The sequence below is a fragment of the Flavobacteriales bacterium genome, from assembly GCA_020435415.1.
Lineage (GTDB): Bacteria > Bacteroidota > Bacteroidia > JACJYZ01 > JACJYZ01 > JACJYZ01.
Window position 1 is genome coordinate 25097 of the sequence record JAGQZQ010000006.1, and the last position, 21817, is coordinate 46913.

Annotated in this window: 12 protein-coding genes; 3 read left to right on the forward strand and 9 right to left on the reverse strand. The window is 48.1% G+C overall.

Annotated elements, in window-relative coordinates:
* The first annotated feature begins 20 nt into the window (after window positions 1-20).
* Together KDD36_02235 and KDD36_02240 are read left to right on the forward strand one after the other, a co-directional pair.
* Window positions 21-1214: a glycosyltransferase gene (locus KDD36_02235; GenBank protein MCB0395442.1), complete on the forward strand. Its 1194-nt coding sequence runs from the start codon at window positions 21-23 to the stop codon at window positions 1212-1214.
* The gene (locus KDD36_02240) at window positions 1204-2352 is read left to right on the forward strand and encodes a class I SAM-dependent methyltransferase (GenBank protein ID MCB0395443.1); all 1149 of its coding nucleotides are present in this window, start codon (window positions 1204-1206) and stop codon (window positions 2350-2352) included. Before KDD36_02235 ends, KDD36_02240 begins: the two co-directional genes overlap by 11 nt.
* Window positions 2353-2360: 8 nt before the next feature.
* On the opposite strand, the gene KDD36_02245 is transcribed toward KDD36_02240, so the two are convergent.
* The 9 genes from KDD36_02245 to KDD36_02285 all read right to left on the reverse strand — a co-directional run bounded on the left by KDD36_02245 (window position 2361) and on the right by KDD36_02285 (window position 11981).
* The gene (locus tag KDD36_02245; GenBank protein MCB0395444.1) at window positions 2361-4199 is read right to left on the reverse strand and encodes an FkbM family methyltransferase; all 1839 of its coding nucleotides are present in this window, start codon (window positions 4197-4199) and stop codon (window positions 2361-2363) included.
* Window positions 4192-5265: an NAD-dependent epimerase/dehydratase family protein gene (locus KDD36_02250; protein ID MCB0395445.1), complete on the reverse strand. Its 1074-nt coding sequence runs from the start codon at window positions 5263-5265 to the stop codon at window positions 4192-4194. Before KDD36_02250 ends, KDD36_02245 begins: the two co-directional genes overlap by 8 nt.
* Window positions 5266-5337: 72 nt before the next feature.
* Window positions 5338-6147, reverse strand: coding sequence for a hypothetical protein (locus tag KDD36_02255; protein MCB0395446.1), 810 nt, complete (start codon window positions 6145-6147; stop codon window positions 5338-5340).
* Window positions 6144-7199 (reverse strand): hypothetical protein, encoded by a 1056-nt coding sequence (locus KDD36_02260; protein MCB0395447.1) that lies wholly within the window; start codon window positions 7197-7199, stop codon window positions 6144-6146. The genes KDD36_02255 and KDD36_02260 overlap by 4 nt, the downstream gene beginning before the upstream one ends.
* On the reverse strand, window positions 7196-7909 hold the full coding sequence (locus KDD36_02265) for a glycosyltransferase family 2 protein (protein ID MCB0395448.1): 714 nt from the start codon (window positions 7907-7909) through the stop codon (window positions 7196-7198). Before KDD36_02265 ends, KDD36_02260 begins: the two co-directional genes overlap by 4 nt.
* A complete protein-coding gene (locus KDD36_02270; protein ID MCB0395449.1) occupies window positions 7906-8289 on the reverse strand; it encodes a capsular biosynthesis protein in 384 nt (127 codons plus the stop codon). The genes KDD36_02265 and KDD36_02270 overlap by 4 nt, the downstream gene beginning before the upstream one ends.
* Window positions 8286-9896 carry an aminoglycoside phosphotransferase family protein gene (locus KDD36_02275; GenBank protein ID MCB0395450.1) on the reverse strand — a complete coding sequence of 537 codons (1611 nt, stop codon included), beginning with the start codon at window positions 9894-9896 and terminating at the stop codon, window positions 8286-8288. The genes KDD36_02270 and KDD36_02275 overlap by 4 nt, the downstream gene beginning before the upstream one ends.
* On the reverse strand, window positions 9893-11158 hold the full coding sequence (locus KDD36_02280) for an ABC transporter ATP-binding protein (protein ID MCB0395451.1): 1266 nt from the start codon (window positions 11156-11158) through the stop codon (window positions 9893-9895). The genes KDD36_02275 and KDD36_02280 overlap by 4 nt, the downstream gene beginning before the upstream one ends.
* Before the next feature lies 1 nt (window position 11159).
* Window positions 11160-11981: an ABC transporter permease gene (locus KDD36_02285; GenBank protein ID MCB0395452.1), complete on the reverse strand. Its 822-nt coding sequence runs from the start codon at window positions 11979-11981 to the stop codon at window positions 11160-11162.
* Window positions 11982-12223: 242 nt separating this feature from the next.
* Between KDD36_02285 and KDD36_02290 the strand changes: the two genes are divergently transcribed.
* A complete protein-coding gene (locus KDD36_02290; GenBank protein MCB0395453.1) occupies window positions 12224-21742 on the forward strand; it encodes a PKD domain-containing protein in 9519 nt (3172 codons plus the stop codon).
* Window positions 21743-21817: the final 75 nt, after the last annotated feature.

A 21817-nucleotide genomic window follows, 5' to 3' on the forward strand; every position in this document is an offset into this window, starting at 1 on the left:
AAAGGTAATCATTCATTTTCATGTACCGAGGTCCGTCCGGCCTTGCTTTTACTTATCACAGATATGCATATAATGGCTACATTTACCCGTCAAAAATCCCCGATCAAAGACGGAGCATTCACAGTCTGCGAAATATGGTTGAACATCTGAAATCATGGATCAGAACTATCCTTGCCCGGGTACTTTACAATCTCTTTTACCGGTACGCAAAGAGTTGGGATGTTTCAAGAGATGGGCATCCCCTGAAGAATGGAATCACGGCGGTGGTTTGTGCAAAAAATGAGGCATACCTGATATCATTCTGCCTGAAAAGCCTGATTGGTGTGGTAGACCAGGTAATATGCATTGACAACGGATCATCGGACGGAACATTGGAAGAGATGCAACGCTTCAATGAAGAACATAACGCTGATCTCGAAGTGACCGTGCTTTCACTGCCGGGTAAGACACTGGGTGAGTGCCGCAATGCAGGGCTGGATAATAGCCGCTATAAATGGCACCTGCGGTGGGATGCCGACATGCTGTGCAGAACTTCCGGTGAAAACGACATGAGGAAACTGAGAAACAAAGTGCTGTCAAACGACCGGCCCCGTACAATTCAATTGCCAAGACTGAATTTGCGCGGGGATTTCAAATACACCCGGGCTGAAGGCGCGGCAGATCCGGGAGAACCTATCCTTGTGAGGTTCGGAAGACATATCATTTATAGAGAATTCGGACGGTTTGATGCCATATCAACACCATTCTATTATTCGATGATCAGCGAGAAAAAACACTACTATGTTCACTGCGAGGGGATCAAACCGGATGATAACCTGATCTACCGTTACCAATATTTCGATTGGCGGGAACAGTATAACAAATACAATGATAATAACAGACCGGAATCCGTTCAGACGTTTGAGAACTTTGTAAAACATGGATGGACCGGCTTCGGCACCACGGATCATCGCGCGATCAAATGGCGTTTTCAAAGGCTGTATTGCTCTACCATGAAGCCATTACTGAACGGTGAACTGGGTGGCTATCCGGATGTGCTGGCAGATGAACTCTTAAAAGAGAATCCGCGCTTTAATGTTATCCTTAAGGATAGCATGCCTTATACGAGACTTGATTTTGAAGATCCGGAGATGCATGATTATGTACCAACGGAAGATGACTATGCCTGGGAGACGGAAAACGAAAAGATTCTTAAACGCCACCATGGTCGATAAGCCTCCATATCACCTGGATCCTTCGGTAATCGCCATCCTGAGATGTCCGATCAGTGGTTCGCCACTAAAGCCAGCCAACGCTGAAGACATTGACATGATCAATAGGGCCGTGGAAAATGGTTCAGCCAAATGGTACAGCGGTAAAGTTCTTACAGGTCCCGTTCAGAATTTGCTGGTGGATGAGCAACAACTTTATTTCTATGAGATTCGTGATGGCATCATGGTTCTGATTCGTTCCTTGGCCATTCCACACCCGGATAAAAACATTGAAGTGGCGGCACCGGAAGAAGGTGATGAGGTTACCGCAGGAGCTATGAAGTTCTACGACGAATTCGGATGGACCATAGGGGACCAGGCCCATGTAGATGCGGAAAAATGGGAGGACCTCAGACCGCTGACTGCGAAATACCGCGCACGGTGCCACATGAAGATTCATCAATTTCTTCAGAAGCAAGGAGAGTTCCTGTTGGATGTGGCTTCCGGCCCGCTGCAGTATGACGAATATCTGACCTACTCCGGGAATTACCGAAAAAGGATTTGTGTGGACGTTTCAGTGAATGCTTTGATGCAGGCCCAGAAACGTCTCGGTGAAAATGGGGTTTACATCCTCGGAGATATCACCAACCTGCCTTTCGAAACTGCCACCATTGACACAGCATTGTCTTTGCACACCATTTACCATGTGGACAAATCCAAACAGTTAAAGGCTATTGAAGAATTGTGCCGGGTGGCCAAACCGGGCCCCAATACCATTATTGTTTACACCTGGGCAGGGCATGCCCGGATCAGAAAGTTCATGGGATGGTATGAAGCGGTAAGCATCAAACTGGCGTCTATCGGCATAAAAGCATTTGCTCCGCTCAAGATCGAACAGAAATCATCCAACGATCTTCCGCATGACATGCTTTACTTTCATGCCTATTCCTATGAATGGTTCAGAAAAAATGTAACAGCGCCGTTCACCGTTTACAGCTGGCGCATCACAAGTGTACCATTCATGCAGCGATTTGTAAAAGAAGGATGGGTCGGAAAGATTTTACTCGGCACCTTCAATATACTGGAAAGCCTGTTCCCGAAATTCATGGGACGCTTCGGTCAGTACCCGATCATTGTGATCAATACAAAGAAGAAAGCCTGATCAGGTTATCAGAAAAGATCCTGACAAACCTTCAGTACATCTTCCTTGCAAAAAAGAAAATCACAGGACTCCTGAATTGCCCCTGTATCTGATATATCGGTGATCCGGAACAACAAGGGGGGGCGTGGCTCACTCACGCGAATGGCACAGCAAATATAGCCATGACCGTGCATCAGGTTAAATATCTTTTCAAAGTTCTCGCCCTTGTCGTTGATCTCTATAAGCCAGGTAGGCTGATGTTCTTTCAATATACGTTCCGATCCCTTCAACACTTCCCATTCATAACCTTCCACATCCACTTTGATATATAGTTCGCCCTGCATATTCTCGCTCAATAAGTCGTCGAGGGTTCTGGTCTGTACCATCTCTTCCGAAGCGTATCCCCGGGGCTTCACGCGTTCTTCCACAAAACTGCTGAGGTAGGTCGACTGATCATAGTAAAAGGTAAATTCACCGGCAGAGGACGACACCCCGAATTCCAATATCTTATAATCGGTGAAATTGTTTTGCGTGCAACGTGAATTGTTGATGGCATTCAGCTCCCGGTTGGGTTCGATCATGATGACCCGGCGATGCATGGATAGCGCCGTCAGAGATCGCATTCCAAGGTTACTGCCTACGTCGGCAAAACACGCATCGCGACCGGACCGGCTGACAAGACGATCTTCCAGAAACGATAGTCCCGGAGAATACCACCGGTAGTCTAATGCAAATTGCATGGTGAATTTCTTTCCGCGCTCCACCCTGGTTGTGACCCGGTGTCTATTCCTTAACCGGATCTGCCAGTCAAAATCCTTATCAGGTAATTGCACATAAGCATGAAATACGTTGACCCACTTCGGAGAGGCGCTTTCATAAATGGCATTGTACATCCGCAAGACAGGCCCAATCTTCAACAACGGCGAAACAATATTTCCCAAAACAAACTTCGGGAATGCGTGTTTCAGAAACCCTCCATGCACATGATTCCACGCCCCATCTATTCTATACTCCATTGCTTTCGCACCTTTTCCGGTCAGCTTTTTGAGGTAGTGATAATTCACAAGCATTTTACATGCTGCCTTAAATTTCTCCCCCCTCTTGCTATCACGAAATATCTTTTTGTAAAAATCATATCGGAAGGTTCGGAACATCCTTCTATCATTCTTCAACAGATGGTACATTTCCGGATCCTTCGTTTTAAGATCATGCAATTCGGAGGGGCTGAAGAGCGGTTCAGGCTTCACATACCCATATGGCTCACTTACCCATTTGTAGTTCGGGTCTTTGAAATACTCCCTGAGCTGGGACATGTGATAGTGGAATGTCTTGAGGTGATACGACGGATTCTGCACCCGATATCCGCTTTGCCTCATTTCATAAATAAGCCGGTTATCACAACCATGCTGGCCTATAAAATAGTCACCGGTGATCTTTTTTATCCTGCCTTTAAATATCCAGACATCCTGACTGTCGTCCCTGTTAAAGAACCGCGCATTGCCATTGCCGAGAATATCCCATCGGGTCAATGCAAGGGCCGTGTCTTTCCAGTCGATGTATTTAAGAAGAGAGATATGCCGGTCGAAAAATATATCGGTATTGGCAATGATGCTGAAATCCTCCTCTTTGGAATGGCTGTTTGCGATCTCAAATAACTTTTCAAAGGTGGGACGTTCACCCAGCGGGACCAGCTGTAGCTTATGATCATATCCACTGATATCCGGATCCGAATTGTTGTCCTGAAGGATCAGGTAAACCTTATCCACATAGGAACAATCCAGGTTCTTCCTGATGCTATACAGATTTTCCATTTGCCTTTCCGGCGAACGATCTGCATAGTAGGTGGTGAACAAATTAATTTTAGGCATGCGAATACCTTGATAGCATTTCTTCATGCATTTCACTCAGGATAGCTTCCAGATCGTACTTCCAGTTCCAATCCGGGTAGTGCGATTTGAACTTTCCCACATCGCTGATCCACCAGATGTGATCGCCAACACGGTTGTCTTCGCTATAGCTATAACTCAGTTTTTTTCCCGTCAGCCGCTCGCAGATCTCAATTGCTTCCAGCATGGAGCAGTTGGAATTTCTGCCTCCTCCGGCATTATAAACTTCTCCCGGGCGGGGTTGTTTATAAAACTGCCAGAACATATTCACCAGATCATACGAATGAATATTATCCCTCACCTGTTTCCCCTTGTATCCGAATATGGTGTAGGGCGTGCCGGTAATGGTGCACTTCATCAGGTAGGCAAGAAAGCCATGTAGCTGAGCACCTGTGTGCCGCGGTCCGGTAAGGCAACCACCTCTGAAAACGCCGGTTTTCATACCGAAATACTTGCCATATTCCTGGGTCATCACATCCGCTGCGACCTTGGAGGCCCCGAATACCGAGTGTTTGCTTTGATCGATCGACATGTGTTCATCAATGCCGTTGGCATAGTAAGGATGTTCTTTGCTTATCTCCCAACGCTTGTCGAGTTCAACCAAAGGAAGATCATTGGGTGTATCGCCGTAAACCTTGTTCGTGGAGGTAAAGATAAAGACGGCCTCAGGAGCGTGCAGCCTTGTAACCTCCAGCAGATTCAGGGTAGCCGAAGCATTAATAGAAAAGTCTGTCAAGGGTTCCTTGGCTGCCCAGTCGTGACTGGGCTGGGCAGCGGTATGGACCACCAGGGCGATATCTGAACCATATTTACTGAATATCTTTTCCAGGGCTTCATAGGAGCGGATGTCCACCTCGTTGTGAATGTAATTCTCACATTCTGCTTGAAGGTGCTCTTTGTTCCATTTTACCGATGCATCCTTCCCGAAAAAATAGGACCGCATATCATTATCAATGCCGATGATGGTATCGAACTTATCCGAGAAAAAACGCACGGCCTCACTTCCGATGAGACCGGCAGAACCTGTGACAATGGCTATTTTACCCATGATGATTGTTCACTGTATTTAAAAAAGTATATCGAATGTACTATTCTCGTTAAAAGACCAAAACTTTCGTTGCTACGCCTGAAGCAATTTCTTCATACCGGGAATGTGAGACTCCCAGAACCCGGGGGATTTTTCCCAGGCATGACAACCAAACGGGAGTTTATTGTTGTTCATGGTATAGAGCATACCCGGCAGGTACTCAAATGAAAACTTCAGCCCCGTATGTACATCCGACACCTTAAACCGTTCATCTACCTCCCTTGCAATCTCACTCCAGAACCAATCTTCATTGTGCATGAATGATTGAACAAAGAACTGCACATTATTCCGGAATCCCGTTGAACGTACCAGGCTGGAGATAATGCTGAAAATACGCTTGCGGTCATGGATCTCCTGATATTGTGCAAGCAACTGGCGGTATCGGTACACCGGTTTGCGGTTATCAAGCACGTTGATAAACGACGGTATGTTTCTCAACGAAAAACCTCCGTTCCCTACACGCCAAAGTTCATCGCCATCCTTGGTGATCCATGGTGCTCCGATATAGTCAAAACCCTGATCACACCAAAACCCAAGTTCATCGCGAAAAACATATGCATCCAGCTGATGGATCAACATAAAATCGAAAGAGCGGAAGGCATTGTAGAAATCCAGGGAAAGCATCAGACGGTTATACCCGCTGATGGATTCAAAATAGGAGGGATCAAAAAAAGTAACCTTAAAACCATCATACACTTCGCGGTACCGGTCCAGGGATAAGTCCTTAAAGGTGATCAGGTGTATCGGATGCTGACGCAGCACTTCGCAACAATTCCGGAATGACAGTTCCTCGTAAGGATTCATATCCGGTTTGTAAACGGGTATCACAACGACGGCACTCACACCTTTTCCGATTGTATTTTAAAATACTTTCCTTCCGGTGTTCCGGCCATCGTCTCATCTGAAATTTCAGGAGGATAGTATCCGCGATACACAGACAACCAATCCCTGAAGGTCAGCAATTCATAACTATGCAAGCCTTCGTAATAGGTATACCGGTGCTCTCTGAACCGATCGTATTTGGGCCAGTATGCATCCAGACTATGGTAGTCGACAATACAAAAATATTGCCTCAATACATCCCAATACGCCCGAAGGGACAAGGATTCCAGGTCACCCAGTTTTTTAAGAAACTCCGTACAAAGGTACACTTCACCTATGCGGTTATCTGTAAAGTCCTTTACGGTCTTAAAGGCAATATCATGTTGTGTTCTGTCATCCAGCGGCAAGTCCCAATACAGGAGCATGTCATCCACATCTCCGCACATGAACATATCCGATATGCTGAACGGCCGGTACTTTAGTGTTGTAAAACTGGAAGCGATCAAACGGGCTTTCAATGGTCCATCTTTCACAGGAAAGGTTTCCTGAAGGCCATACATAAAACCCTCCAGGTCCTCCACATGCATACGCTGGTCGGTACGTGTTTTCACCACCAGACCACAACCCGATTCCTTCGCAGCCCTGATACCGTTGGTGGCCGAAACGATCTGCATGTTGATATTGAAAGGCCCATTGTTGGAAGGCTTATCCCCCAGGCAAACCATAACACCCAACGCTTGGAATGCGTCCAACGGAGCCTGGTCCTTCCAAGTAGATAGGATCAATTTAGCTTCCGGGTAGCGCTTGCGATAAAACCTGACCGTTTCAAGTGTAAACGAATCCTGATGTACCACAGGTCCCTGAATCACGATGGCCATTGGTTTATGATCTTTGCTTTTGCCGCTTATGGCATATACCCGTCCTTCTCCCGGACGTTTCGGTCTGAGGTGATAGGTCACGAAATCCGACCCAACCCGTTCCATGCGATGAACCAGAATGCGCAATGCTTCCTGGAGATCATCAGGGGACATCAGCCTGATGAGGCGGGCAAAGGCAGAGAGCAGTGCCTTCATGATGCAAGGAATTGATTCAACTCTTCCGGCGTCCCGAGAATATCAACATGACGGGCCTGATCCAGCACGAAGTTACGACCTTGTGTGATCAGTGCATTATACATGGGCGCCACGTAGAATTCGCCCTTTACCGTTTCGTTGGCAGCAATAGAATCCGACGCCACCTGAAAAAAATCGTTCGCATTTCTGAAGTGATACAGACCGGTGAGTGCATGGGTGCTGATGGGCACCTTCTCCGTGACTTCCACAACACGGCCATGATCATCGGTTTTGGCAAAACTGAACCTGGGCTCAATGCTTTCAAAACACCCCAGAACACCGTCGTTGTCTTCCCTGCACAGCATCTCCTGCAGGGTATCGGAAACAAACCGTGTATCAATATTATAGATCAGCAAAGATGCAGACGGGTCGATGACATCCCTTGCCTTCATCACCGTTTCGGCCTGCCCGCGCGTTGGAGCGTCAAGCATGACAAGGCTTACCGGACAATACTTACCGTACAGATCATTCAGCCAATTTTCCAGACCATGTTCCTTTTCATGACTGGCAAGCACCACGAATATCAGCCGGCTGCAAATGTCAAGCGGCAATGAATCCACACTCCACTCAAGCAATGATTTTCCTTTGGCCTGAATGAGGTACTTGGGAATCTCATAGCCGGCATCAACAAAACGCTGACCGGCGCCTGCCATGGGAATCACCATGTTCATGTGGTCCTGCTTTTTTGTTTTTCATGGGATTCCGGAAGGCTGCTTCCATCCCCGTTGATCTCAGCCCAGGAAGAAAACCGCAAGGCATTATCATCAATATATATTTCCGCCCAGGGCTTACCGAAATAGATCTCATCATAAGGCACATTGTGTTTCTCGAGCCAGTCCAGGGTGATCTTTCCGAGTTTCATCAACACCTTTCCCACATTGCCCTCACAGGTTTTCATGTGCCTGGCGGTATGGATGATGATATAATGCCCGTTGTCCTTCAGTTGCTTCAACTTTTCCACAGCACCTGGCACCGGTTCCAGATCGGCATAGGACTCATCCGCCGTCTTCAGTTTCGCAATCACCCCATCCAGATCGATACAAATCCTCATTTGATATGTGTATTTAATAAGTACAAACCATGCATATACATTGCCAGACTCCGGCTACGTGATTCATCGTGTAACGGTGTCATGGAAAGAAAGAGCAGGGCCATGAGTATATTCATCTTACGCTCATTCGCACCCAGGTCATTCAACAATTGCGATGTCAGGCTTTGATGAAGGCCGTTATTCTTTCTAAGATTAAATCTGATGTCGCACGTATCTTTATTCATCTGCATGTGAAAAAGATGGTTCACAAGGTAGTCATAATGTCCTATAGACGAATGGCAGAGTTTGGCCAGATCATAATATTGATCTCCATATATGGTGACCCGGTTTCCGTATTTACCGCGTGGATCAATGAGACGGATAATATCAGAGGAGATGTCGTAGAGCATATTTCCGAAACAGAAATCGCCATGCATGATGCATGACTCCGATTCATCAAGAATGACCTTCATCTCCTTTTCCAGATCAGGCAACAGTTTCTCCAGCGGCTGACATAACGTTCCGTTGATGCGCCATTCCTTTTCAAATATCCGGGCTGCCTCTTCTTTCTCAAACCTTTCGCGGTAAGCATTGGTGCGTCTCTCCAACTTCCCGATGTACATGTCATGATGATCTTTCGGGTCAAGCGTATCATGCACCGAACGAAAACCTTTCAGTGTTTCGGCCACCGTTCCATAGAATCGTTCCCAGAGTTGCTCAGGCAGCTCCCAGTAAAGCTGCAGTTCCGATACCGCCGGATACCCATAATATTCCATGCGATAAGCAGGCCGGCCTTCCACCACGGCTTCACCGAAGACCCTTGGAAAAAACGGTTGAAGATCCTCGGGAACAGACTGAAGATACTGCACTTCTTCCCTGATCTTCTCTTCATTTGAGGACGACTTCACCAGCACGCCCTTTCGGATAAGCTTTACATAATTGAAATCGCGGCTCTGTAGTTTACTAAGTCTGGCCTTGTAATAGTTTGCTTCATGGCCGCAATCTATCCATTCACAAAGCACCGGTTTCATTTTATTCTTCCGATGAAGTGCACGAACCACCAGCAGGAGATCATCGGGTCTTTCCACTCCGTCCTCCATGACCGATGTAAGCGAAGGAAATGTGCAACAGAACGTACCCGAGAAAGCATACCCTTCGACCGGATGATCATCATTCTTAAATCCAAAATCTTTGATCCCGTTATTTACTACTGACAAGGTAGACCACTGTTTATTGAATGACTTCCGGTCATCCACAAGCACTTCATTCACATCCGGGCAAATGGTAGGAATGGTGGTCACCAACTGTACGATGATCTGATCACAAGCATCCACCTGCCTGAGACAATGTGACAATGTCTCAGTAACACCATCTGTCGGACCGATACCGAGAACCTTCACGTTATCTTCATAGTGTGCAAGTTCTGTATTCACCAGATCTTTTTCGGATTCATTCACTGCGAGATAAAGCGTCGCATCAGGCAGATGATCCGCATAAAACTCAATGCAATGTGCAGCCAATGGTTTTGTGTGCAACGGGATCAGAGAAGGTCCGATATGGGACATTCTCAGAAAACTGAACTTGGCCCTTATATCACCAACCGCCAGGATGAGTACCGCCTTCTTCATATGTTGTCTTTATCCTGATACCAACCGGGACGGAACAAACTTGTATAGCCTTTGATATCCTGTACCGGAAAACGGCAGCCTTTTGCTGAACGGTTGATCATGTAAAAAGCCACATCGGCGTGCCCGAATGAGATTCGTTTTACATCATGAATGCCCAGATCAAACTGCACATAATAGTTGCCTTTGGCGAGTTGATTGGCAGGTATGGTAAACCGCCGTTCATATGTTCCCGGCTGGGTCACGTCAGGCGGATTTTCCTGGTAATCGTCAAACAAGGTATAGGCCAGCATATCATCAAACTGTGATTTCAGGTGAAAGCCAACCACCAGATTACTCACAGGTTGCTTCACCGTATATTTCATACCGACTTCCACCGGCACATCGGTAAAAAAGTCCTCACCCAAAGGCTTCACCCATGTCTCCTGGAGCATGGCATTCTCATCTCCGGATTCTCCTTTCCATGACGAAGTCAGCTCATGGATCTCATTCTGATATACACGGATCGCCTCATGTGCACTTCCCTGATAGATCAGCCTACCCTGATCCAGCAGAACGCCTTTGGTGCAAAGGGTGTTGATGGCCTGCATGTTATGACTGACGAACAAAACCGTGCGCCCTTCTTCTGCCACATCCTTCATCTTTCCCAGGCATTTCTTCTGGAACTCTGCATCGCCTACGGCAAGAACTTCATCGATGATGAGTATCTCAGGTTCGAGGTGTGCGGCTACGGCAAAGGCCAAACGCACATACATGCCGGAAGAGTATCTTTTCACAGGCGTATCCAGGTAACGTTCCACTCCTGCAAAATCAACGATGGCATCGATCTTGGATCGTATCTCGCGCTTGTTCATTCCAAGGATGGCACCATTCAGAAAGATATTCTCACGGCCGGTCAGTTCGGGATGGAATCCGGTGCCCACTTCCAGGAGACTGGCGATCCGGCCATTGAGGTATATGTTCCCTTTGGTCGGCCGGGTGACTTTGGAAAGTAATTTCAGGAGGGTTGATTTACCGGCGCCGTTCCTTCCGATCACACCCAGCACATCACCTTTCTGCAGCTCAAAAGAAATATCTTCCAGGGCCCAGACATACTGTCCGCCCTGCGCACTCCGGTCATTGGTTTGTCCGATCTTCAAATAAGGATCTTCCTTCCCTCGGAGGCTTGCCCACCACCGGTTCAGGTCATGCGACAACGTGCCGGTACCGATCTGCCCCAGCCGGTATAATTTTGATACATTTTCTACAGCCAGCACAGGTTGCATACTATACCGTATCTATGAATGATTTTTCCACCTTCTGAAAAACAACAAGTCCTGTCAACAACAGCAGGATGGTTACTCCGACACTATACCCAACACTCAAGGCATCCAGGTTACCGGTACCGAGAAAAGCATAACGAAACCCTTCGATCACGGTGGTCATCGGATTCAGTGACAGCCACCACCGGTGTTGTTCCGGGATCATGGACAGCGGATATACCACCGGGGTTACAAACATCATCAGCTGAATGCCGAATTGTACCAGAAACTGCAGATCACGATAGCGTGTTGTAAGCGAAGAAATGGTCAGACCCGCACCCAGTCCCAGCGTAGCCATCATTAAAATCAGAAGGGGCACCATCCAGAGAGAAGCGACCGGTACGGGGTAATCTTTCTGAATGATATAGTATACGAGCACCCCGATAAAGAGCAACAACTGGATTCCGAGTTTCATTAGGTTGGATATGACCACAGAAACAGGAACGATCAGGCGCGGGAAATAAACTTTACCGAACATGTTTGCATTCAAAGTAAAGGTGTTGGAAGTCTTCTGAACACATTCCGCAAAATAATTCCAGGCGGTGACGCCCGACAGGTAGAACAGGACCTGAGGAATCCCATCAGTGGACAAACCTGCTACCCTGCCAAAGATGAACATGTACAACACCGTACTGAGGACGGGTTGAATCACGAACCATACCGGGCCGAGGATCGTCTGTTTATAGAACGTGACAAAATCACGGTACACGAAGAGCATGACCAGATCACGGTATCGCCATACCTCCCCAAGCTCCAGGTTCCAAAGCCCGGTGCGGGGGGAGATCATTTCCCGCCAATGGTATTTTCTGAGATCTGACGTCGTTTGCATGAGACGCTTAATGCTGGTTCAAAGTTAACAGAATCCGCGCATCCCGGAAGGCTATAGCCTGATCACCCTTGTTATCAATAAGAAGCGGGTAAAAAAACAGGCAACTTATAGCTATATTCACCGTACAAAATGGTTATTTCGCAGTGGGAAGTGAGGTAAGGCAGGGTGTATCCGACCAGATAAATTATTATTTTATTGATTTGAAGTTACTTAGAGCCATATTCCTGTTTTCTTTTTGGCTATTCAACCTCCCGGCTTGGGCTCAGGTGGATGACCCGTCCACCCTTTCAGGTCTGACCCTTTGGCTGCGATCGGATTCGACATTACTTGCCAATGACACCGTTTTAACTTTTTATGACAGAAGTGGTAACAATTACCATGCTTCTCAATCCACGGATGCCAACAAGCCGAAGTACACTGCGGTTCAGGCTGCCATCAACAACCACCCTTCCATCGTTTTTGACGGCACCAACGACTTCCTGGCGGGTACGGGTGCCATGGGAAACCTGACGCGGTATTCTTTCTTTATCGTCACCCGTATCAATCAGCATAAACAGTACAACTGGATTTTCCAGAATGCACCGCCCGGAACAAACAAGCACTTCAGTCTGGCTGCCTCAAGTGGACAAAAGTTCAACTTCTGGCCGGTTGGCGGAAGTACCATCAGGAACTTCAACAGCACAGTTAACACGACTGACTTCAACATTGTAACCCTGATCAATGTGAACGATTCTGTCCCAATCACGCGGTTTTTTCTGAACGGTGTGGCGGACGGCACGAATACCTCAGCGACTAATACCCATTCAAACAACGGGTATACCATCTCCGGATACAGTGCCGGATCCGATTTTTTCAAAGGGGAGATTGATGAGATCATCGTGTACAACCGCGCGCTGACGGGGGAGGAGCGGTTCACGGTAGAGAACTACCTTCGCGACCGGTACTTCCCGTCTACTGTGATACCTGATGTGGCGCTTGGCCCGGACATCAATGTTCCCTATGGCTTTTGCGACACCGTTGTTGACGCAGGTGCAGGTTATAGCACTTACCTCTGGAGTACCGGAGAGACGACGCAGTCAGTCACATTGAATACACCGGGCACCTATTCCGTTTCCGCCACCGATTCATACGGTCATACTTCATCGGATTCCATTAATCTATCTTATCCTTCCCTTGTCAATCCAGCATTCAATCTGATCTGTTTGGGAGATACCCTTTTGTGGAATACCTCTTTGGGTGCTGATTATACCTATGCCTGGAGTGATGGGTCAACAAATGAAATCCTGGAAGTTACTACGCCAGGAATATACTATGCGGACATTACCGATTCATTGACGTGCTCCATCACCACGGATACCCTGACTTTCACAGTAGACTCATTCGCTTCCTTCATCAGTCTGGGTGCTGACACATCCTTTTGCAGCGGAAACTTCATCCAACTGGTTTCCGGCGATGGCATGGTGACCAGTTACCTGTGGTCCACCGGCGGAACCAATGACACCATTGTGGTCAACACGACCGGAACATATTGGGTGGATGTTACGGATGCGTTCGGTTGCACGGCATCGGACACCATTGTTGTGAACGTATCCGGTTCAGCACCATCAGCGGCATACACAGCCGACACGGTTTGCCTGGGTATGAATACCACATTCGCCGACCTTTCAGCACCAACAGATGCAAGCAACATCATTACGTGGCTTTGGGATTTCGGGGACGGCAGTACCAGTGCTGCTCCATCACCAACACATACCTATGGCACCACCGGTAGTTTTAACACAACACTGACGGTGACGACGGATTCGGGGTGTTCAGACATCGCATCGCTGACGGTGAAACTTGCGCAAGCGCCCACCATCGATTCAATCACATTTGATAATTTCTGTCTGGGTTCGGAAGCCCCCTTTTCTGCATTCGGCATCCATGATGCATTGGATACCGTTTCATACTGGAATTGGAATTTCGGGGATGGCAACACGGGTTCCGCCGCAGATACCGTGAACACTTATGCCACCCCGGGTGATTTTAATCTTTTACTGGTTTTAAATACCCGTCTGGGTTGTACGGATTCACTTCAGCAGTTGATCAGCGTTCCCGATCTTTCTGCTATGTCACCTAACCTGATCACACCGGCATATGGGTATACCGGTACAGGTGACGTGGCATTTTCCTGGCAGACCAGTCCGTGTTTGTCGTTATATCATCTTCAGATCAGCACGGACGTTACTTTTGCCACAATCATCTTCGACAGCGACACGCTATCATCACCGGACTATGCCGGAAGCTATACGGCGGGACAATATTACTGGCGGGTACGTTTCTACGACGGGGTAACCTATTCCAACTGGTCATCTGTTAATAGGTTCTCCATCATCGCTCCGAACATCATCTCCGGACTTCAGCTCTGGCTGCGATCCGATTCCGTGCAACTGACCAATGATACGGTCATTTCGCTGTTTGACAGAAGCGGTAATAATTATGGCGCCACCCAGTCCGTAGATACCAAACGTCCAAAATACAATCCTTCTCAGGCTGCCATCAACAACAAGCCATCCATCATTTTTGACGGAAGCAATGATTTTCTGGCCGGTACCGGAGCGATGGGAAACCTGACCAATTATTCCTTTTTCATCGTGACCCGGATTAATGCTCACAAACAGTACAACTGGATCTTCCAGAATGCACCGCCCGGAACCAACAAGAACTTTAGTCTGGCTGCCGGTAGCACGCAAAAATTCAGCTTCTGGTCTGCGGGTGGCGGATCCTTTACCAACTTCAACAACACGGTTAACACCACAGATTTCAACATCGTCACCATTCTGAACAGCAACGATTCAGTGCCTATTGCGCGGTTCTTCCGCAATGGTGTTGCGGCGGGAACCGGCACCATTGCTACGAACACGCATGCCAATAATGGATACACCATCTCCGGTTACAGTGCAGGGTCGGATTTCTTCAATGGGGAAATCGCCGAGATCATCATGTATAACCGCAAGTTATCGTCCGAAGAACGCTATCTTGTAGAAAACTACTTACGCGACCGTTACTTCCCTTCCACATTAATCCCTGATGTGGCTCTGGGGCCTAACATCAATGTTCCCTATGGCTTTTGCGACACCACCCTGGATGCTGGTGCCGGATACACCTCATACCTTTGGAGTACCGGCGAGACCACGCAATCAATTCAGGTAAACAAACCCGCCACGTATTGGGTGCGTACCAGCGATACTTACAGCCACGAATCTTCCGATACAATTAATGTTTCCTTCCCTTCACCGGGTAATCCCGCCTTACTGACTTTCTGCCTGGGTGATACCGTCCAATGGAATACCTCACTCGGATCCGGTTATACCTATGCCTGGAGTAACGGCGCAACCGATGAAATCCTGGATATTACCACCGCCGGGATTTATTATGCGGACATTACCGACTCACTTGCGTGTAGCATCACAACGGATACGCTGACCTTTTCTGTTGACTCCTTTGCTGCATTTGTAAGTCTCGGTGCAGACACGACAATGTGCAGCGGCAACTATGTGGAATTGGTGTCCGGGGATGGTCCCGTAACTTCATATTCGTGGTCAACCGGCAGCACCAACGACACCATCGTTGTGAACAATACGGGCACCTATTGGGTGAATGTATCGGATGCATTAGGATGTATTACCTCCGATACCATCGTGGTAAACGTATCGGGGTCAGCACCTGCAGCCATGTATACCGCCGACACGGTTTGTCTTGGCATGACCACCACATTCAATGACCTTTCCGTACCCACCGATGCCAGTAACATTGCGGTTTGGAATTGGGATTTCGATGACGGTAGTACGAGTGGTGCCGCTTCACCAACGCATACCTATGCGTCCACCGGCACTTTCAACACCACGCTTACAATCACAACAGACTCCGGTTGTTCAGACATCTATTCACTGGCCGTGGTCATGGCAAAAGCTCCCGTTATTGACTCCATCACATTCGACAATTTCTGTCTTGATGCGGTGGCGCCTTTTTCCGGCTTTGCCACATTGGATTCCATCGACACGGACCTTGAATGGATTTGGGACTTTGGGGATGGCAAAACAGCCACTCAGAAGGATACTGTTCATACCTATACAGCACCGGGAGACTTTGACGTGGCCCTTGTACTCAACACTTCCCTGGGTTGCACAGATACGATTGTCGAAAGCCTTACGGTGACGGATCTGACAACCGTTGCTCCTGGTCTTATTTCTCCTCCGTATGCATACAGCGGAACCGGTGATGTGAACTTCTCATGGGAAGTCAGTCCGTGTTTTTCACTGTACCATTTACAAATCAGCACCGACCCCACCTTTGCAACAACCATATTCGACGATAACAATTTGACCTCACCTGATCATGCGTCCACATTCACAGCGGGACAGTACTACTGGCGGGTGCGGTACTATGATGGGGTCAATTATTCGAATTGGTCTACGAGTACGTTTTCCATCATAGCTCCTGACCTGATTGCCGGATTGACATTGTGGCTACGTTCCGATTCTGTACAACTTTCAAACGACACGGTCATTTCGGTATTCGACAGAAGCGGCAACAATTACAATGCAACGCAGGTAGCCGCAGGGAATCGTCCTAAATACAACCCATCGCGGGCATTGATCAACAACAAACCATCCATCATTTTTGACGGAAGCAATGATTTCCTGGCAGGTACCGGCACTATGGGATCCATGACCAAATATTCCTTTTTCATCGTGACCCGGATCAATACTCACAAACAATACAACTGGATCTTCCAGAATGCACCGGCAGGAACCAACAAGAACTTCAGTCTGGCTGCCGGCAGCAACCAAAAGTTCAGCTTCTGGCCGGCAGGTGGAGGGCCTCTCACCAACTTCACCAATACGGTAGGTACCACCAATTTCAACATTGTATCTGTCATCAACAGCAATGATTCGGTACCCATATCCAGGTTCTTCAAGAACGGAATTGCGGAAGGAACCGGAACTTTTGCGACAAACACCCACGCGAATGACGGCTACACGATTTCCGGTTACAGTGCAGGTTCCGATTTCTTCAACGGAGAGATCGCTGAGATCATCATCTACAACAGGAACCTTTCCCCTGACGAACGGTATGTGGTGGAGAACTACCTTCGCGACAGGTACTTCCCTTCCACCCTGATCCCGGATGTAACGCTCGGACCGGACATTGATCTTCCGTATGGTTTTTGCGATACCACCCTGGATGCGGGAACAGGGTATGTTTCCTACCTCTGGAGCACCGGCGACACCACCCAATCAATAGATGTAAGCAATGCTGGAACCTATTGGGTAAGGACAAATGATCTTTACAACCATATGTCTTATGACACAATTGCGGTTACCTATCCGGCACCTGTTCAACCGGCATCCACCACATTCTGTCTGGGAGACTCGGTGGTATGGAATACATCCATGGGACCCGACTACACTTACGCATGGAGCAATGGCAGTACCGAAGCTTCCATTGTTATTACCGGTCCGGGTACATTCTATGCAGACATTACCGATTCCCTGGGTTGTTCTATCACAACAGACACCCTCACTTTTTCTGTAGATTCCTTTGCGGCGTTTGTAAGTCTCGGAGCAGATACCACGCTGTGCAGCGGGAATTATATCGCCCTGACTTCAGGTGATTCGCTTGTAACATCATACCTATGGTCTACAGGCGGCACGAATGATACCATCAACATTACCCTTCCCGCAACGTACTGGGTAGATGTGACGGATGCCATCGGGTGTATAGCTTCCGACACCCTTGTTGTGAATGTATCCGGTTCAGCGCCAAACGCCTCGTATGTTTCAGACACGGTTTGTCTTGGCATGAATACAACCTTTTCGGATCTTTCAGCGCCAACGGATGCAAGCAATATCATATCCTGGCAATGGAGCTTCGGAGATGGCTCTTCGAGTGCCTTGCCGTCACCTTCCCATACTTATGGTTCCGGAGGTATTTTCAATACCAGTCTGACCGTCACAACAGATTCCGGCTGTTCCGACATTTCAAACCTGGCTGTGATCATCGCAAACGCGCCAGTGATTGATTCCATTACCTATGATAATTTCTGTATGGGTGCTGATGCCCCATTCCATGCATTTGCATCACTTGATTCTCTGGACACGCCATCCTCATGGAACTGGAACTTCGGGGATGGAAACATGGCAACCGGACAGGATACCATAAACGTTTATAACGCACCAGGCGACTTCAATCTGTTACTGGTCCTGAATACAGCTTTGGGGTGCACCGATTCAATCACCGAGAACCTTAACATCACTGATCTGACTACGATAGCACCTGATCTTATCAGTCCTTCATTCGGATACACCGGTACAGGGGACGTTTCATTCTCCTGGCAAACCAGTCCTTGTTTCTCACAGTACCATCTTCAAGTTGCCAAACAGCCCACATTCACCACACCCATTTACGATCAGGATACGTTAAATGCTCCGCAGTACCTGGGAACATACACGGCCGGTCAGTACTATTGGCGGGTAAGATATTTTGATGGTGTTACCTACTCCAACTGGTCTTCAACAGGGTCCTTTTCTATCATCGCCCCGAATCTGATCTCAGGATTGACCTTATGGTTACGGTCTGATTCCGTGCAACTGGACAACGACACCCTCATCACGTTGTTTGACAAGAGTGGCAACAGCTACAACGCGACACAGTCCGCAAACATCAACCGCCCTTTATACAACCCATCCCTGGCTGCCATCAATAACAAACCTTCCATCATCTTCGACGGCAACAATGACTACCTCAACGGAACCGGAGCGATGGGAACCATGACCAACTATTCCTTCTTTGTGGTAGCAAGGGTGAATGCACACAAATCGTACAACTGGATATTCCAGAACGCACCGGCAGGAACGCTCAAACATTTCAGTGTATCCACCAGCACATCTCAGAAATACGGCTTCTGGCCGAATGGCGGAAGTACCACGGCCAACTTTACGAGTACGGTCAATACAACAGACTTCAACATCATCTCACTGATCAATGCCAAGGACTCGGTGCCCAAAACCAACTTCTTCCAGAACGGCATCAGCGCAGGCACAAATAATAGCACCACCACCACCCATACAGACAATGGGTACACCATAGCCAGATACAATTCCGGTGGGGAGAACTTCAACGGAGAGATCGCCGAAATCATCATGTACAACCGTTCTCTCAGTGAAGAAGAACGATACCAGGTAGAAAATTACCTTCGGGGCAGATATTTCCCATCCACGGTTATCCCGGATGTGACATTAGGTCCGGATGTACACATCCCATACGGATTTTGCGACACCACGCTGGATGCAGGATCGAATTATGTTTCTTACCTGTGGAATACCGGCGATACCACTTCCACTATTTCCACCAACCATTCCGGTACATATTGGGTGGAAGTCGAAAGTGCTTATGGTCATGTGTCCAGGGATACGATCACCGTTGAGTATCCCTCATACAGCAAACCATCTGTTTCATGGTTCTGCGGAAGAGACAGCGTCATATGGGATCTCAATATTGATCCGCAATATCCCTATACCTGGAGTACCGGGGATACCACCACGAATCTGACCATTTACGACGAAGGAACATACGCTGTGACAATCGGGGATTCCCTGGGATGTATGCTGCTGGATTCAATCACACTCGATGTAGATTCTTTTGTATATGTCGCTACGCTGGGTGGAGACACGAGTCTTTGTTCAGGCAATGCGGTGATGCTGCTTGAGGGAGATACTTCAGCAGTAAGCTATTTGTGGCATGACGGTTCCACCTCTTCATCCTTTGTGGTAGATACCGCCGGTACCTACTGGATGCAAGCCTGGGACAACCGTGGTTGTTCGATCCGCGACACCATTACGGTGGTATCCATCATTGGTAAGGCTCCATTCACTTACTTCAGTTCAACAATTCCGTGTATCGGAGACAGCATTTCCTTCACGGATCAGTCGAGTGTGCAATTGCCGGACAACATCGCCATCTATAACTGGGATTTCGGAAACGGATCCACAAGCAACAGTAGGAACCCAACCTATCAGTATGCAGATACCGGCGACTATTCTGTTACACTGGAAGTTTATACCGGCGTGGGATGTTATGGAAGTTATACCAGCAATGTCACTGTGTTCCCGCTACCGGCAGCCTCATTCGATGCACTTGTAGCTTGTTACAACAGCCCTGCGAATTTTGTAAACAACTCCTTTTCCCTTCATGCCAACGATCCGCTGAATGCCTGGAGCTGGGACTTCGGAGACGGGCAAACTTCCAACCAGCAGGAACCGTTACACGCATTCCCGGATGATACCGTATATCGCGTAACGCTAACCGCCATTACCACAAACGGGTGTAAGGATAGTACCTACCGGAATGTGGTTGTTAAACCCGCACCACAGGCTGTTTTTGAATATGAAGAAGTGTGTGACGGTGATGTCATCCGGTTTGCGGACATTTCCGTTATCCCCTTCCCATGGACCACCACGGGACGCACCTGGGACTTCGGCGACGGCAAGCCGGGAAGTACAGGAGCAAACCCGGTATACCTGTACGACAGCGCAGGCACCTATCCGGTAAGGTTGATTGTAAAAGCCAACAGTGGATGTGAAGATACCCTGATACATATGGTAACCATCCACGAAATACCTACGGCCACCTTTACAGGTACAGATTTTTGCGCAGGAATGCCCTTTACTTTGCATGACTCCAGTTATGTAAACCAGGACACCATCACCAGCTGGTCATGGGTGGTTGCCGGAGCCTATACGGATACCGTGCCGGATCCTACATTCACCATTGCTCAGGAAGCATCCTACAATGTCCTGCTCACGGTGGCTTCCAACTATGGCTGTACAAATTCGGTGACCCAACCCATCACCCTGCATGGTGGACCGGCACCGGATTTCACGTTCAATCCGTCTTATGGTGCACCACCGCTTGCCGTTAATTTTACCAATACCACCTCAGGCGGCGACCAGTATGAATGGGAATTCGGTGACGGTGGAACCAGCAATGCTTCCGACCCGACCCATACCTATACCGGTATTGGTGAATATACCATACAACTCATTGCCAGGAGCCCATACGGATGCCCTGATACATCCTACCAAAAGATCAAAGTGATGACACCGAGTCTGGATATCGCCATCACCGATGTACGGATCACACAGCAAAATAACTTCGCATCTGCGACCATCGACCTGATCAACTTTGGTAGCCGTGAAGTAAATTCTATCGACCTGGTCATGCGAACCGAGAACGGCCACTCCATCCGTGAGGTCTGGACCGGACAACTGCTTACCGGACAAAGCACAACATACAGTTTCAATGCCTCTATCGAAATTCCTGCTTCCGGAATCAATTATATCTGTGCTGAGGCACAACGCCCCAACCAGGAAGAAGATGATGTGCCTGACAACAATGTGATGTGCGAGGCACTGGTGCAGGAATTCGTCATGGTAAATCCCTATCCGAATCCTGCGGATGACAATATCCACGTAGACTTCATTCTTCCCGACGATGGTGCGGTAAAAATTGAACTGATCTTCCCCGACGGGCGCGTCCTGGAAGTGTACACCACCGCCCAGGCTTCCAAAGGGCTAAACCGTTTCGAACTGGATATGCATGGCTACTCCAAAGGTTTCTATACCTGCCGTGTATTATATGAAGACCAGACCCTCAACAAACATTTCATGAAGAGATAGTTGATGGTTCAAGGTTTAAGGCTTAAAGTTGCACCAACTTTAAACTTTAAACTTTAAACTTTTAATCTCAAACTT

What these genes read in the sequence shown, in the direction of transcription:
- KDD36_02235 (MCB0395442.1), top strand. Translation starts at nt 21, where the DNA reads ATGTACCGAGGTCCGTCCGGCCTTGCTTTTACTTATCACAGATATGCA.
- KDD36_02240 (MCB0395443.1), top strand. Translation starts at nt 1,204, where the DNA reads ATGGTCGATAAGCCTCCATATCACCTGGATCCTTCGGTAATCGCCATC.
- KDD36_02245 (MCB0395444.1), bottom strand. Translation starts at nt 4,199, where the DNA reads ATGCCTAAAATTAATTTGTTCACCACCTACTATGCAGATCGTTCGCCG.
- KDD36_02250 (MCB0395445.1), bottom strand. Translation starts at nt 5,265, where the DNA reads ATGGGTAAAATAGCCATTGTCACAGGTTCTGCCGGTCTCATCGGAAGT.
- KDD36_02260 (MCB0395447.1), bottom strand. Translation starts at nt 7,199, where the DNA reads ATGAAGGCACTGCTCTCTGCCTTTGCCCGCCTCATCAGGCTGATGTCC.
- KDD36_02265 (MCB0395448.1), bottom strand. Translation starts at nt 7,909, where the DNA reads ATGAACATGGTGATTCCCATGGCAGGCGCCGGTCAGCGTTTTGTTGAT.
- KDD36_02270 (MCB0395449.1), bottom strand. Translation starts at nt 8,289, where the DNA reads ATGAGGATTTGTATCGATCTGGATGGGGTGATTGCGAAACTGAAGACG.
- KDD36_02275 (MCB0395450.1), bottom strand. Translation starts at nt 9,896, where the DNA reads ATGAAGAAGGCGGTACTCATCCTGGCGGTTGGTGATATAAGGGCCAAG.
- KDD36_02280 (MCB0395451.1), bottom strand. Translation starts at nt 11,158, where the DNA reads ATGCAACCTGTGCTGGCTGTAGAAAATGTATCAAAATTATACCGGCTG.
- KDD36_02285 (MCB0395452.1), bottom strand. Translation starts at nt 11,981, where the DNA reads ATGATCTCCCCCCGCACCGGGCTTTGGAACCTGGAGCTTGGGGAGGTA.